The organism is Aeromonas sp. s3, assembly GCF_040907805.1.
Taxonomy (GTDB): Bacteria; Pseudomonadota; Gammaproteobacteria; order Enterobacterales; family Aeromonadaceae; genus Aeromonas; species Aeromonas dhakensis.
In genome coordinates this window covers 1-14,732 of the sequence record NZ_JBFOCQ010000008.1, presented here as the reverse complement: position 1 = coordinate 14,732, position 14,732 = coordinate 1, and the positions used below count along the sequence as shown (strand labels likewise).

14 protein-coding genes and 1 pseudogene are annotated in these 14,732 nt (G+C 59.5%); 8 read left to right on the top strand and 7 right to left on the bottom strand.

Going from position 1 to position 14,732, the window contains the following annotated elements:
* Positions 1–489, top strand: a complete 489-nt coding sequence (locus AB5Y98_RS04400) for an OmpA family protein (protein ID WP_005300102.1) — start codon at positions 1–3, stop codon at positions 487–489.
* A 57-nt stretch (positions 490–546) separates the two neighbouring features.
* On the opposite strand, the gene AB5Y98_RS04395 is transcribed toward AB5Y98_RS04400, so the two are convergent.
* Positions 547–1,281, bottom strand: coding sequence for a TerC family protein (locus AB5Y98_RS04395; RefSeq protein WP_005300104.1), 735 nt, complete (start codon positions 1,279–1,281; stop codon positions 547–549).
* 118 nt (positions 1,282–1,399) lie between these two features.
* On the opposite strand from AB5Y98_RS04395, the gene AB5Y98_RS04390 reads away from it, so the two are divergent.
* The 3 genes from AB5Y98_RS04390 to AB5Y98_RS04380 all read left to right on the top strand — a co-directional run bounded on the left by AB5Y98_RS04390 (position 1,400) and on the right by AB5Y98_RS04380 (position 4,666).
* Positions 1,400–2,515, top strand: a complete 1,116-nt coding sequence (locus tag AB5Y98_RS04390) for an ATP-NAD kinase family protein (RefSeq protein ID WP_206865313.1) — start codon at positions 1,400–1,402, stop codon at positions 2,513–2,515.
* A 110-nt stretch (positions 2,516–2,625) separates the two neighbouring features.
* A complete protein-coding gene (locus tag AB5Y98_RS04385) occupies positions 2,626–2,904 on the top strand; it encodes a YfcL family protein (RefSeq protein ID WP_005300108.1) in 279 nt (92 codons plus the stop codon).
* A 97-nt stretch (positions 2,905–3,001) separates the two neighbouring features.
* Positions 3,002–4,666: an AMP-binding protein gene (locus AB5Y98_RS04380; protein ID WP_010634196.1), complete on the top strand. Its 1,665-nt coding sequence runs from the start codon at positions 3,002–3,004 to the stop codon at positions 4,664–4,666.
* A 74-nt stretch (positions 4,667–4,740) separates the two neighbouring features.
* Here AB5Y98_RS04380 and cdd read toward each other — a convergent pair whose 3' ends face one another.
* From cdd to AB5Y98_RS04365, 3 genes are all read right to left on the bottom strand, one after another.
* Complete coding sequence (cdd, locus tag AB5Y98_RS04375; RefSeq protein WP_042007764.1) at positions 4,741–5,622, bottom strand: cytidine deaminase; 882 nt, start codon at positions 5,620–5,622, stop codon at positions 4,741–4,743.
* A 187-nt stretch (positions 5,623–5,809) separates the two neighbouring features.
* Positions 5,810–6,496, bottom strand: a complete 687-nt coding sequence (locus tag AB5Y98_RS04370) for an LrgB family protein (RefSeq protein WP_324002611.1) — start codon at positions 6,494–6,496, stop codon at positions 5,810–5,812.
* Positions 6,493–6,849, bottom strand: coding sequence for a CidA/LrgA family protein (locus AB5Y98_RS04365; RefSeq protein WP_010634193.1), 357 nt, complete (start codon positions 6,847–6,849; stop codon positions 6,493–6,495). The genes AB5Y98_RS04370 and AB5Y98_RS04365 overlap by 4 nt, the downstream gene beginning before the upstream one ends.
* A 159-nt stretch (positions 6,850–7,008) precedes the next feature.
* Here AB5Y98_RS04365 and AB5Y98_RS04360 point away from each other — a divergent pair, with 159 nt between their 5' ends.
* A complete protein-coding gene (locus AB5Y98_RS04360; protein ID WP_368231410.1) occupies positions 7,009–8,718 on the top strand; it encodes a glycoside hydrolase family 36 protein in 1,710 nt (569 codons plus the stop codon).
* Positions 8,719–8,790: 72 nt separating this feature from the next.
* Here the strand turns inward: AB5Y98_RS04360 and AB5Y98_RS04355 are convergent, their stop codons facing one another.
* Positions 8,791–9,297, bottom strand: coding sequence for a hypothetical protein (locus AB5Y98_RS04355; protein WP_005300120.1), 507 nt, complete (start codon positions 9,295–9,297; stop codon positions 8,791–8,793).
* A gap of 154 nt (positions 9,298–9,451) precedes the next feature.
* Positions 9,452–10,867 (bottom strand): exodeoxyribonuclease I, encoded by a 1,416-nt coding sequence (sbcB, locus tag AB5Y98_RS04350; RefSeq protein ID WP_368231409.1) that lies wholly within the window; start codon positions 10,865–10,867, stop codon positions 9,452–9,454.
* Between the two features lie 188 nt (positions 10,868–11,055).
* Between sbcB and AB5Y98_RS04345 the strand changes: the two genes are divergently transcribed.
* A complete protein-coding gene (locus AB5Y98_RS04345) occupies positions 11,056–12,249 on the top strand; it encodes a tyrosine-type recombinase/integrase (RefSeq protein WP_368231408.1) in 1,194 nt (397 codons plus the stop codon).
* Between the two features lie 35 nt (positions 12,250–12,284).
* On the opposite strand, the gene AB5Y98_RS04340 is transcribed toward AB5Y98_RS04345, so the two are convergent.
* Complete coding sequence (locus AB5Y98_RS04340; RefSeq protein WP_080689340.1) at positions 12,285–12,464, bottom strand: AlpA family phage regulatory protein; 180 nt, start codon at positions 12,462–12,464, stop codon at positions 12,285–12,287.
* A 514-nt stretch (positions 12,465–12,978) separates the two neighbouring features.
* On the opposite strand from AB5Y98_RS04340, the gene AB5Y98_RS04335 reads away from it, so the two are divergent.
* Both AB5Y98_RS04335 and AB5Y98_RS04330 read left to right on the top strand, forming a co-directional pair.
* On the top strand, positions 12,979–14,124 hold the full coding sequence (locus tag AB5Y98_RS04335) for an SVAGG family GlyGly-CTERM protein (protein ID WP_368231407.1): 1,146 nt from the start codon (positions 12,979–12,981) through the stop codon (positions 14,122–14,124).
* A gap of 63 nt (positions 14,125–14,187) precedes the next feature.
* Positions 14,188–14,732 (top strand): annotated as a pseudogene (locus tag AB5Y98_RS04330) (transposase); the annotation flags it as partial.

Below are 14,732 nucleotides of genomic sequence, written 5' to 3'. Positions count from 1 at the left end.
ATGAAGATCCATGTCCTGATGAAAACCGGCTTGATCGGTCTGCTGCTGAGCGTGCTGATGGGTTGCCAGAGTGCTCCCCACGGCCTCACGGCAGAGCAGATCGCCGTACTCAAGGAGCAAGGCTTTCGCCTGACCGACGAGGGTTGGACTCTGGACTTCTCCAACCGTGTGCTGTTTGCCAACAACGCGGATGCCCTGACCCCCAAGACGCGCGTCGTGGTGGAAAAACTGGGGACGACTCTGCTGGAAGTGGGCTTGAACCGGGCGCGGATCGATGGTCATACCGACTCCAACGGGGCGGCGGACTATAACGATCAGCTCTCCTACAAGCGGGCACAGTCGGTGGCCGACGTGCTGGTTTCGGTCGGCATGCCGCAGGCCAACCTGGACATCCGGGGCCGTGGCGAGCGCGATCCGATAGCCGACAACAAGACGGCTGCCGGTCGGGCCGAGAACCGCCGCGTGGCGATTGTCATCAGCAATGAATGACACGGTTGTGTAGATACAAAAAGAGCGCCATCAGGCGCTCTTTTTTGTGGCTCGCCGTTATTGCTGCTTGAGCTTCTCGCGGTCGTGATGACTGCGCAGGCGGATGTTGATCATCTCCACCGTCAGCGAGAAGGCCATGGCGAAGTAGATGTAGCCCTTCGGAATGTGCAGGTCCATCCCCTCGGCCATCAGTGCAAAGCCCACCAGGGTGAGGAAGGAGAGGGCCAGCATCTTGATGGTGGGGTGGTTGTCGACGAAGTCGCCGATGGCCTTGGCGGCGAACATCATGATGAAGACGGCGATCATGATGGCCAGCACCATGACCGGCACGTGATCCGCCATGCCCACCGCCGTGATGACCGAGTCCAGGCTGAAGACGATGTCGAGGATGGCGATCTGGATCAGGGTGCTGATGAAGCCGGAGGCGGCCGTGCTCACGCTCTCGGGCTCGGCGGCCCCCTCCAGGGTGGCGTGGATCTCGTGGGCACTCTTGCCGATGAGGAACAGGCCCCCCAGCAACAGGATGAGATCGCGGCCCGAGATGGCCTCGCCCAGCACGGTGAACAGCGGCTCGGTGAGGCGCATCACCCAGGCCAAGGAGAGCAGCAGCAGGATGCGGGTGCCCATGGCAAGCGCCAGCCCCAGGATCCGCGCCTTCTGGCGCTGGGCTTCCGGCAGACGGCCGACCAGGATGGAGATGAAGATGATGTTGTCGATGCCGAGCACGATCTCGAGCAGGGTCAGGGTGGCGAGCGCGACCCAGGCAGAGGGGTCCAGAACCCATTCCAGCATGATGAAACCTTGGTTGAACTTTGGTTGAGGGTTGAAACCGCGCATTTTAGCAGGGGGTTATGGCTTGTCCCAGTGGCTGGAAAAGATAAAAATGGCGACCATCCAACGGGAGGGACATATGTTTCGTTTAGGACTCATCATCAATCCGGTCGCCGGCATCGGCGGCGCGGTCGGTCTCAAGGGCAGTGACGGCATGGTGGCCGAGGCGCTGGCCCGTGGCGCCGTGCCCAAGGCTTGCGAGCGGGCTCGTCAGGCGCTGCTGCCATTGTGTGAACTGGCGGAGCGCTTCGAGCTGCTGACGGTGGCGGGGGAGATGGGGGCCGGGCTTGCCGGCGAGCTCGGTCTGCCCTGTCGCATCGTCTACCAGCCCGCCACTGTGCCCACCACGGCGGCCGATACCCGCGCGGCGGCGCTGGCGCTGCGCGAGGCCGGCGTCGATCTGCTGCTGTTTGCCGGCGGTGACGGCACGGCGCGGGACATCTGTACGGCGGTGGGGGAGTCATGCCATGTGCTGGGCATTCCGGCCGGCTGCAAGATCCACTCCGGGGTGTACGGGGTGACCCCCGCCGCCAGCGGCCGGGTGGCGGCCAGGATGATCGCAGGCGAACTGCTGAGCCTGGTGGATGCCGAGGTGATGGACATCGACGAGGAGGCGTTTCGCGCCGGCAAGGTGCGCGCCCGCCACTATGGCCAGCTGCAGGTGCCCGGCGATCTGCGCTACGTGCAGGCGGTCAAGCAGGGGGGACGAGAGTCCGAAGAGCTGGTGCTGGCGGACATCGCCGCCGGTGTGGTCGAGCAGATGGAGCCCGATACCCTCTATCTGATGGGCTCCGGCAGCACGGTGGCGGCCTGCATGGCGGAGCTGGGTCTGGAAAATACCCTGCTCGGTGTGGATCTGGTGGAAAATGGCCAGCTTATCGGGCAGGATCTCTGCGCCGCCGAGATCCTGACCCGGATCCGCGGTCGTCGCTGCCGGCTGATCATCACCCTGATCGGCGGTCAGGGACATCTGTTCGGGCGCGGAAATCAGCAACTGAGTCCAGAGGTGATCCGGGCCGTCGGGCGGGACCAGATCCAGGTCCTGGCCACCAAAGCCAAGCTGGCAGCCCTCGCTGGCCGTCCGCTGCTGGTGGATACCGATGATCCGGCGCTGAACCGGTCGTTAAGTGGTTATCTGCGGATCACCACGGGATACAAGGATCAGGTCATCTACCCGGTGGCCAACCCGGAATAGGACATCAAGGATGCGGCTGGCCTGGCGCCAGAGAGCCGCGATCAACCGGATCGCGGTTCCACTCCCCCGAATTATTTTGCCGGCAATCCCGGAAAATGAGGCTGCGTTAAATGACGATTCATGAATTTGAGCACAAGTTGTTGGGACTGATAGACAGCATGGTGGCCACGGCGACCGATGACGAGCTGTTTGCCGGGGGCTACCTGCGCGGCCACATCTCGCTGGCGGTGGCGCGGGCCGAGCTGGAAGGCAAGACCCTGGTGCGGGATGTAAAGAGCTATGTGCTGCGCAGCCTGAACGAGGCCATTTTGCAGGGTGAACTCTCGGAAGAGGATGAGAAGCTGGTGCAGGCGATGTGGATTCGTTTGCAACAACAGGCAGAAGCTTGATCGGTTACACAGTTCAAACAGAAGTTTAAGTTTATTCTTCCCTGAGGTTAGTGAAAGGTTAATAATAAGTTTCGCCTTTTGTTTCAGGGATTAAACTATGGCTTCCTCCTCGCGTATTGCCAATAAACTGCCGCTCGAAATGCTCTATCACTGGGAGCGGCAGTCTCCTGACAGAGTCTATCTGCGTCAAACCATCAACCGAGAATACGTGGACTTCACCTGGGGCGAAGTGGCCGACGAGGCCCGCCGCATGGTGACGGCACTGCGTCAACTGGGGCTGGTGGCCGGCGACAAGGTGGCACTGCTTTCCAAGAACTGCGCCCAGTGGTTCATCGCCGATCTCGCCATGCAGATGGGGCAGTACGTGAGCGTGCCCATCTACCCCACCGCCAACGTCGACACCATCGAATACGTGCTGCGCCACAGCGAGGCCAAGGCCATTTTCGTCGGCAAGCTCGATGACTGGAAGAGCCAGGAGGCGGGGGTGCCTGCCGATCTGCTGCGCATCGCCTTTCCCTATGACACCATGCCGGCGGCCCACCAGTGGGACGAACTGCTGGATCGCCACGAGCCGATCCCGGACAGCCCGGTGCAGGCGCCGGACGCCCTGCTGAGCCTGGTCTACACCTCCGGCAGCACCGGCAAGCCGAAAGGGGCCATGCTGAGCGTCGAACGTTACGCCTGGTCGTGCGAGAAGCTGGTGGAGACCGTGGGTCTGACCCAGTCCGACCGCGGTTTCTCCTATCTGCCGCTCGCCCACATCACAGAGCGGGTCTACATCTACGGTGGCAGCCTCTACGGCGGCGCCACCATCGCCTTCCCCGAGTCCCTCGATACCTTCATCGAGGACGTCAAACGCTGCCGTCCCACCGTGTTCATCTCGGTGCCGCGGCTGTGGGCCATGTTCCGCATCAAGATCCTCGAGAAGCTGCCCCAGCAGAAGCTGGCGCTGCTGCTCAAGATCCCCTTCGTCTCGGGCCTCATCAAGCGCAAGCTGCAGAAGGGGCTGGGGCTGGATCAGGCGCGGGTGCTGGGCTGCGGCTCGGCCCCCGTGTCGCCGGCCCTGCTTGAGTGGTACCTGAGCATAGGCCTTCAGGTGACCGAAGCCTGGGGCATGACCGAAAACCACGCCTACTCGACCATCAACTACCCGTTCAGGGCCGACAAGATAGGCACTGTCGGCAAGGCGGGGATCGGAGTCAACATCAAGATCTCCGACGAGGGGGAGATCCTCTGTCGCTGCGAGGGCATGATGCTGGGCTACTACAAGGATCCCGAGCACAGCCGCGAGGCCATCGATGAAGAGGGCTGGCTGCACACCGGCGACATGGGCAAGCTGGATCGGGAGGGCTACCTCACCATCACCGGCCGCATGAAGGACGTGTTCAAGACCGCCAAGGGCAAGTATGTGGCGCCGGTGCCCATCGAGGGGCTGCTGGGCCAGGAGCCCATCATCGAGCAGCTGTGCGTGATCGGCTATGGCATGCCGCAGCCGGTGGCGCTGGTACAGCTGGCTGAACACGCCATGAAGGGGGATCGCAATCAGGTCAATGCCCAGCTGGAGGCGGCCCGCAACCGGGTCAACGAGCAGCTGGAGTCCCATGCCAAAATTCGCGGCATCCTGGTGGTGAAGAGCCCCTGGAACATCGAGAACGGGGTGCTGACGCCCACCATGAAGATCCGTCGCCACCTGCTGGAGCAGAAGTACGCAAACCTGGGGGACGCCTGGTCCTCCTCCCAGAGCATCGTCTGGGAGTCATGACAGGGGATCAGCTGATCACCACAAAGCAACAAGGGGAGCCATTGGCTCCCCTTGTTGTTTCAGGCTATGGCCGATCAGACCGCCTGATACTCCAGTTCGACCGAACCGAGCGCCTTGAGGGTGGCGCGGGCGGAGTCCTGCTGGCTGATCTGGCCATCCTTGCTCTCCAGCAGCACGGCGCGGCGGATGGTGGCGAGATCCTCGCCGCCCAGCACTGCATGGGCACAGGCCATCTGCATCGGTGGCAGGCTGGGGTTGAAGGCGGCATTCTCGGCGTAGCGGCCGCAGAAGATGCGCCCGTCGGCGAACTGCAGTGCCACTGCGGCATAACCCTGGCTGTAGGGGGCGTAGCTCTGGCGGGCGGCGGCCAGCGCGGCCTGCCACAGCGGATCCTCGCTCTCAAGCTGGAGCTCGTCGTGGGACTGCGGGCTCATCAGGGCGTCCGTGATGTCCAGATCCGCCGGGCCGAACGAGTGGGGCAGGAAGGATTGCAGCGCGCTCAAGTCGTCCGGCAGGGAGACCTTGAGGGTCTTGGCGGTGCTCAGCTCGTTCATGAACTGGCGGCAGTGACCGCAGGGGGTGTAGTTGACGGTGATCTCGGAGATGCCGGTCTCGCCGCCCAGCCAGGCGTTGGAGATGGCGGACTGCTCGGCATGCACCGAGTGGAACAGTCCCTGGCCGGCGAACTCCATGTTGGCGCCGAAATACCAGTTGCCGCTCAGGCCGCAGGCGATGGCACCGACGAAGAACTTGGAGATGGGGGCCACCGAGCAGGCGGCGGCCAGCGGCAGCAGGGCCAGGCGCAGGGCGCGATCGTCAAGACCGGTAGCGGCTTTCAGGGTCGCGACCTGATCGGCGGTGAAGCGGGCCTGGAAGTCATCGCCCAGCATGGGCAGCAGGGCTGCCTTGAGCGGAGCGGACAGGGTATCGAGTGGCTTGGCAAAACGGGGATGCATAGTGTGTCCTCAAAGGCCAATTGGGGGGCCATTGTAGGGAGCAAGCTCGGCTAAATGTGTGAGCGTGCTCACGCCCTGACGGGCAAACGGAGGGGGATGTTAATGGAAACGTTTGTCTTGTGCAAATTGTGCGGCAGGTCGCACATCGGCGGGCCCGCAGGCCCGCCGCAGCGGAAAAGGGTGCGCTTCAGCCCAACCAGTGGTAAATGGCAAACAGCAGGGGCGCCACGGCGGCGGTGAGGATGCCGCACACCACCATGGCCAGCGAGGCAAAGGCGCCCTGGGTGATGCCCTGCTCGGCGGAGGTGGCGGTGCCGATGGCGTGGGCGCAGGCCCCCATGGCCAGCCCCTGGGCTTCAGGGTCGGTGACCCGCATCAGCCTGAGCAGGGGGAAGCCTACCAGGGCGCCGACGATCCCGACTACCACCACCACGGCGGCGGCGATGGCAGGAATGCCGCCGAGGGACTGGCTGACGCTCATGGCGAGCGGGGTGGTGATGGATTTGGTGGCGAGCGAGGCCAGCAGTGCCGGATCGGCGCCCATGAAATGACCGACTGCCAGGGTAGTGCAGACCGAGATCAGGACCGAGCTCAGGGTGCAGATCAGGATGGGTTTGAGCCTGGCCTGGATCTGGCGGGCCTGCTGATAGAGGGGCAGCGCCAGCGCCACCACCGCCGGCTCCAGCAGCGCCGTGATGGGGCGGGTGCCGCTCTCGTACTGCTCTAGCGGCAGATCGAACCAGAGCAGCAGGCCGATGATGATGGCAGTGGGCACCAGCACCGGGTTGATGATGGGCCAGGGCAGCTTGCGATAGAGGGCCCGGGTGGCGAAGTAGAGCGCCAGGGTCAAGGGAATGGCCAGCCAGAAGATCATCTGTTCATCCTCTGGTAGAGGCGGCCGACGGTGCCGAGGATCAGCACGATCCCGAGCACGATGCAGAGCATGATGAGGCCGAAGGATTGGCGCAGCGGCTCCAGCCAGGCCACCAGCCCGACCGCCACCGGCACGAACAAGACCCCCATGTGGCGCAGCAGCAGGCCGGCGCCCTGCTCGACCCAGTGCAGTTTCACCAGCTGCAGGGAGAGCAGCACGAACAGCAGCAGCATGCCGATGATGCTGCCGGGAAAGGCGAACGGCAGGATGGCTGCCAGGGTTTTGCCCGCCAGCAGGCAGGCGACGATGACCAGAAAGTCACGAAGGTACAGCAAGGCACGTTGCGCGATCACAGGAGCCCCATCTTGGTAACGGTGAACTAAGTAATACGCCAGTCTACCAGAGAGACAGGGTCGCGGCATTAAAACAATAACAGCTGAAATCAGTTCGTTTGAGGCTGATTTCATTGAGGATTTTCAGATAGAACCCTTTTCGAACCACAAGGAGTCGCCATGACATCTCTCTTGTCCCGCCTGCGTCAGCTGGCGGACGACCACCATCTCCCCCCTTCGTTGCTGCAAACCCGCCAGTGGGAAGGCCCCCTGTGCCGGGTGCGGCTCGACAACACCGGCAGCAGCGAGACCCGGGTCGGGCACTGGACGCTGTTTGACGGCAAGCTCGGCCTCTCGCCCGCGAGCGCCATCTACGGCGAAGGCTTCCAGATGCTGGCCCAGACCATGGGCAGCTGGCACGCGCCGCAACCGGTCGGCCGCTGCCCCGATGCCGGCGTCTATCGCATCACCGACGATCAGGGCTATCATACGGTGCACAACCTGCTGCTGGTGGAGCATGACAAGGGCTGGCTACTGCTCGCCTTTGCCAGCTGCCAGCGCTTTGGCGGGGAGTTTCGGCTCTACCCCGATGGCCGGCTGCAGATCCTGATGAACGGCGAGGGGCGTGCGCTCCCGGCCGGCCAGTTCTGGCAGAGCGAGGCGCTGCTCTGTCTCGAGGGAAAAGATCGGGAGGCGCTGCTGGCCGAACTGGCGCAGCGGATCGAGGCCGAGCATGGCTCGCTGATCGGCCAGGTCGGGGAGCGTCCCAGCGGCTGGTGCTCCTGGTACCACTATTATGCGGACGTGAGCGCCGCCGACATTCGCGAGAACCTGCAGGTGCGTGCCGAGCGTTTCCCGGCCCTGCGCTACGTGCAGATTGACGACGGTTATCAGGCCAAAATGGGCGACTGGCTCACCCCGTCGGCCAAGTTCGAGCAGGGGGTGGCGTCCCTGGCCGCCGAGATCAAAGACGCTGGCTGCGAGCCGGCGCTCTGGGTGGCCCCCTTTATCGCCGAGCCCGGCTCCCAGGTGTTTCAGGATCACCCCGACTGGTTCGTGAAGGGGGAGGACGGGCTGCCGCTACCCTCCGAGCGGGTTACCTACGGCGGCTGGCGCTGTACCCCCTGGTACGTGCTGGATGGCACCCACCCCGAGGTGCAGGCTCACCTCGAGCGGGTGTTCTGCACCCTGCGCGAGCAGTGGGGCATCCACTACTTCAAGCTCGATGCCAACTTCTGGGGGGCCATCCACGGCGGTTGCTTCCACGACCCGGCTGCCACCCGGGTCGAGGCCTACCGGCGCGGCATGGCCGCCATCCTGCGCGGGGCGGGCGAGGGGGCCTTCCTGCTCGGTTGCAATGCGCCCATCTGGCCAAGCCTTGGTCTGGTGCACGGCATGCGGGTGAGCGATGACGTGGAGCGCCACGGCCAGCGCTATCGCCAGATCGCTCGTGAGGCCTTCTGCCGCGCCTGGCAGAACGACCGGCTGTGGGCCCTCGACCCCGACTGCATCTGCCTGCGGGATCTGCCGAGCCAGCAGGCGAGCCCTGCCGAGTACCGTTTCCATCTGGCGGCGCTGGTGGCAAGCGGCGGCATGATGCTGGCCGGGGACAGGCTGCAAGATCTCGACGAGGAACAGGCGGCGCAGCTGCGCAAGCTGCTCGAGCTCTGCGCGGCGCGGGCCCCTGGCGCCCGTTTCGAGTCGATGGACTTTGCCTGCGGCGAGGTGAGCCTACCCGAGGGCGGCACCCTGCTCTGCCTCTTCAACTGGGAGGCGCAGCCTCAGGAGTTCCTGTTGCCGGCAGGAGGCGAAGATTTCTGGGATGAGGGGGCCGTCGGCACTGCGCTCATCCTGCAGGGGGGCGAGGGGCGGGTGATCCGCTACCGCTGAGCAGGCTGGCAATCATGATTCAGGCTCCCACGGGAGCCTGAATCTATTGTGAAAGGAGCTGCTATAGCGGAGTCAGTAACGCCACTCGAAGCCGATGGCGTAGTTGGCGGCGCCATAGCCCGGGATCTCGTTGCTGGAGAGCAGGGCCTTGAAGGTGAGCTGCGCCGTGAGCGGAATGCCGAGCCCCATGCCGAGGGCCACCTCGTCGTTGGTGTTACCCATCATGTCGGCCCGGATCATCCGATAGAGCGACATGTCCTGGCTCATGTGCACATAGCTCTGGGAGGCGCGGTTGTAGAGCTGGCCGAATACCTCCAGCTGAAAACCGGCCTGGGGAGTGATGGCCAATGGCACGCCGACGAAGTTGTAGAGATCGGAGCGGTTGAAATAGCTATTGGTGATCTGGGGGGTGAAGTCGGTCTGCCGATAGAGGCGACTGAAGTTGCTCTCGATCAGCTCATAGGTCTGCTGCGGCAACTGCAGCAGGTAGTCGGGGATATCAAAGCGCACACCTGCCATGCTGGTCGATGGCAGCAGGGCGCAGATGAGCAAACCAAAACCGGATAATCCTGAACGCATCGGATGAGGCATCCCCAAGGGTCGATAGGCCAACCGGCCGTTAGTGCAATGTTAGCGCACAAATAATTGAAACATCAGGAGTCTTTGCTCCCCTTCCCATTATGTCGCGGGGCGGGGGAGCGTACAGTCATTTAACCGTGAGGCGGGTCACATCTCACAGATTTTCGAGGTAGTGATAGAGGCTCTTGAGGATGGCAAAGTTCCGATCGTTCCCCTGATTCTGCTCGGCCAGCGCCTCGAGGCGTGGCACATAGTCGGGCAGACGACGGCTGAAGTAGTCGCTGCAGTGCAGCCGCCAGCGCTTTTGCTCCGTTTCGCTCAAAGTGTGCGGCCAGTTGCGGGCGCGGTAGCGGAACAGCATCTCCGGCAGCCGTGGATCCGTGAAGGCAAACTCCCGCTCGCCCAGCAGGTCCGCCGGGGTGGCGCGCACCAGATCCATGGTGGACTTGTCGCCGTGACCAAAGAAGCCGGCGTAGAGCTGGGTATCCGGATCGCCGTCATTGTTGCCGGCAAACTCCTGATTGAATACTTCCACCAGTTTTTCCCGCACTTCGGGGTGGGCGCGCAGCAGATCCAGGCTCTTGCGGCACTGAGCCCGGTCGATGCCCAGCTGGTCCGCCCGCTCCGGCGTCAGGGTGGCGGCCGGCGCCAGCACCGGGCACTTGTTGATGTGCACCAGCTTCACCGGAATGCCGGCCAGATCCCCCAGCTCCTCTTTCTTGGTGTAGAGGCGCTCGCGGATTTCCTCGCTGGTGAGCTCGATGAGTGGGGTGGGATCGCGAGTCAGATCCACCATGATGACCGCGTTCTGGTTGCTGGGGTGCCATGCGAGCGGCGACACCCAGCTTGCGCACCCCTGCCAGGGGGAGAACATGCCGGAGACGTGTACCAGCGGCTTCATGGTCACCACGTCGATGAGGGCCTTCACCTTGCTCTTGTTGCGAAGATCAAAGAGATAATCGAACAGCTTGGGCTGGGCCTTTTTCACCAGCCTGGCCATCTCGATGGTGGCCAGTACGTCGGAGAGCGCATCGTGGGCGTTGGCGTGGGCCACGCCGTTGGCGACGGTGAGCTTCTCCAGCCGGAAACTCGGCTTGCCCTCTTCGTCAAACGCCCACTCGATCCCCTCCCGGCGCAGGGCATAGCAGGCGCGCAGCATGTCGAGGATATCCCAGCGGGAGTTGCCGTTTTGCCAGGCGTAGGCATAGGGGTCATAGAAGTTGCGATAAAGGGTGTAGCGGGTCACCTCGTCATCGAAGCGGATGCTGTTGTAGCCAAGTACGCAGGTGCCCGGGGTGGCGAACTGCTCGTGGATCTGACGGATGAAATCCGCCTCGCACAGGCCGTCCTTCATCGCTTTTTGCGGCGTGATGCCGGTGATGAGGCACGCCTCCGGCTCCGGCAGGTAATCCGCCGGCGGCTTGCAATAGATGACCAGCGGCTCGCCGATGAGGTTGAAATCGGCGTCGGTGCGAATGCCGGCAAACTGCGCCGGTCTGTCCTTGGCCGGGCTGATGCCGAAAGTCTCGTAATCGTGGAAATAGAAGGTAGGATTTGTCTGCTGGTTCATTTCGTGGTTCTGAATTGTGTCTATATGCTTGAAAAACAAGTCGTTATACGGAGTGTTATCTCAGATTGTCTCACTTTGTCCGATCTTGATTCAGTCCGTTTCAGACCAGTTTGGTACATATCTGTGTACACGTTAGGACGCGTTAATGTGTCAGTGAAAAATCAGATAACCAGTCACAGGAGAGTCATATGCCACTTACTGATACGAAGCTACGGGCCCTCTATGGTAAGCCCTACTTTGGCAAGACGGAATTGTCAGACCGTGATGGATTGTCAGCTCGGGTCACCGAGCGAGGCACCATCTCGTGGCAATATCGCTATCGCTGGCAAGGAAAAGCGGCGAGACTCAAAATTGGACGCTATCCCGACCTTAAACTCGCTGATGCCAGGGCGTTGATCCCTGCAATCCGTGGTGCACTTGAGCGTAATGAACATCCCAGAGTTTTCTGGGATAAGCTCCACCAGAAGCATGATGTCACACTTAAACAGTGCTGCGAGCATTTTCGTGAACACCATCTGCCCAAGCTGCGGCCTCGTACGGTCATGCTCTATGAGCATACCATGCAGCGCTATTTCGAACCTCTGTTTATTGGTATTCCGGTTGAACAGATCCCGTTTTCGAGCTGGCTGGAGTGGTTTGATAAGATTGGCAAGAAAAAGCCGAAAAACGCAGGGCATTTATTGCGCAGGTTAAAATCCATTCTTAGTTTTTGTATTCGGCGTAATCTCATTGGCGGCTCCCCGGTGCTGCAATTACGCACCGAAGATGTGGGCTCTCAACCTGAGAGAGGCACTCGTGTGTTGACCATGCGTGAACTCGCTCAGATTTGGATTGCATTTGAACAGAGCAGGGCCAGCCGCGGATTAAAATTGGCAGCCAAATTGGTGATCCTGCTTGGCTGTCGTAGCGGCGAGGCATTGGGTGCGCAGTGGAGTGAGTTCAATATGGAGGAGCAAATTTGGACGGTTCCCGCTGCTCGAGCCAAATGTGGTGCGCCAATACGTCGGCCTATTCCTACGAGAGTGATGATGTTGTTGCAAGAAACGGCAGCGAGATCTCGGCTAAAGGGCGGCTCTGTATGTCGCTCGCCAGTGAATCCGAAAAGGTCATTGAGCAGTGCATCTCTCATCCAGTTAGCAGAGCGTGTGCGAGATAAACTGGATCTGCCGTATTGGCGTATGCATGACATGTGTCGAACGTTGAGTACGCGACTATCGGAAGAGCGTGTTATGCCACAGGTAACCGAAAAAATGCTTGGCCACCGAATGGCTGGAGTGATGGCCATCTACAATCTGCATGACTGGATTGATGAGCAACGTGAGGCATATGAGTTATGGGATACAAAATTAATGGAAGCAGTAAAATCCTTGCAGGATATTTAAATATAATTGAACCATAAGATGGTGTGATTCATCATCTAAGATGAGTGCTTTTCCCTTGATATCCAGCTATTTATCGCTGCGACAGAATAAAAGCCCTTATTGATAGGTGGTGGGAATTTGTCTTCTTTAATCCATCTGTACAGCGTCGATCTGGATATGCCAAGTTTTTTTAATAGTGTTTTTGTTCTTATTAGTGCTGGTTCATTGTTGTTCATATAGCCTCCTATTTTTTAGGAGGTTAAACATGATTGGTATATGTGTCAATTTACCATATTTTTAGACGGCTTGCTTTTATGATATAGAAAAACAAGTCGTCATTTTCATACTGCTGAAATCAATTTAATAATTGTTTTTGTATATTATAAAAGCAATGAAAATGGCTATGGAACAATATGGCTTATGGTCATGACATGTAAATTTCAATAACAATTATGGCTCGTTTTAGCTCTCGATAGTTGGGTATAGAGTGTGTTCGTGTTGTTAAGTCAACGGGTGGCTCTATTCATTATTGGTAAAGTTGTAAAAGTGATTGGATAGGTTAGCCCCGAGGGGGTAATAAAGTGGGGGTTAAGCAGAGAGTTAATAAAATCTTTGTGTTTCATGGGATTGTGAATCCGTTCACAAATCATGACGTTTTTTTTAAAACATCATGTCACGCATTGCAAATTGGATTCGTTGGAGTGTTTTTTTCGGTTTCATATGGTTATACTAGTTCCGGAGAAACTATTGATGTCAAAGCTACTCCTTATGGCTGCAACCTTGGTTGCAAGCAATGCGGTGATGGCCACTACGGTTATTGATGTAAACGTAATGGTTCCTAAATCCATCGTTGATCAAGATGGTGCCGAAAAAGTGTTTAACACTATTCACCAGCGCGTAGCGGCTATGGACGAGTATTACACTAGTCAACGCACCGGCATCGTCAAAAATGGCAATCCTGAGAACCTGCATTTCGAGGTGAAGCAGATCCTCGTTATGAGCGATACCGTCCTGAACCCGACGTGTAAAACAGGCTACTCAGCCGCGGTTGTTCTGCTCAACGAAAAGGTTATCGGTGTTCGTAGCTCTTATGGCCCGAACTTCGGCATCATGGCGCCTCCGCTGTGGGACGGTGTATGCACCAACGAGCAGGACATTCAAGACCTGACCTTCGCTGCGCACAGCTCTGGTGCCGATATGTGGATCACCACCAAGGGCGGCCCAGATGGCAAGTTTGATGGGATGGCTACTTCCGGCGCTGATTTAATGGTGAGTCGTTATGACACCACCCCTGATACCTACGCACATGAAGCATTCCACCTGTTCGGCGCAGAAGATCTTTACAACCGTAAAGGTGCAGAAGGATTCTGCGACCAAGGGGGCATCTGGGCTGGTCGTCTGATGTGTGGTTACGGTAACCTGACCAAGAACAACATGTTCGGTGGCAGTCCTTCCGCCATTGACAAAGGGGATATTTACTCGTATGGCCCAAGCGAGAGATATTTGCTCCAAAACTTCTACAACAGCCCTGACAGCCCTGATGCCGCTCGCCTGTTGACGATGCCTGATGGCAACCTCCGTGCTTACTACGGATGGACAAAAGGCACAGGTGCAGGCGTCATGCCGAGTGCAGACGTCATGCCGAGTGCAGACGTTGCTGACCGCACTTTCACCATGAAAGTAGACGGCACTGCCCTGACCAATGCGAAGCCGTACATCGATGTTACCATCACTGCCTCTGGCACTGATGCTGCCGGTAAGCGTCTCTCTGTAGAGCTGTATAGCGAGTCTGGCAGCGCGGTTGTGGGCCAGCACTACAACGATGGTATCTCGCAACTGGTGCGCTTTGACCCGACTACAGGCCAAACAGCACTCGATGCGGCAGGCAATCTGTAGTGGTCTAATCATCCCGGACACCATTTTAGGTGGTACAGTCGCCACCCAGACCTGAGGTGTTCAATGACAAGATTACGTCGCTCATTTACTGCCGAGTTCAAGCTGGAAGCCGCATCCCTGGTGCTCGACCAGGGATATTCTGTCCCCGAAGCCAGCCGTTCACTGGATGTCGGTGAAACCGTGCTTCGCCGCTGGGTTCAGCAGCTTCAATCCGAACGAACTGGCACAACCCCGATCAGCAAGGCGCTGACCCCGGAACAGCAAAAAATCCAGGAGCTGGAAGCCCGTATCAACCGGCTCGAGCGCGAAAAGGACATTCTAAAAAAGGCTACTGCTCTCTTGATGGCGGACGAATTCACACGTACGCGCTGATAGACCGATTAAGGGAGCAAGCCCCCATCACCCTGGTCTGCTGCGCTTTTGATGTTCCCACGTCCTGTTTTTACGACTATCAGGCTCGCAAACGGGTGATTAACCGTGAGCGGATGCAACAACGCAGCGAGTTGCGCCGTTTGTTCAAAGCGAGCCGGGACTCGGCTGGCAGCCGCGCCTTGATGTCGATGATGCAAGAGTTGGGACATCAGATTGGTCGATTCAAAGTGCGCAGT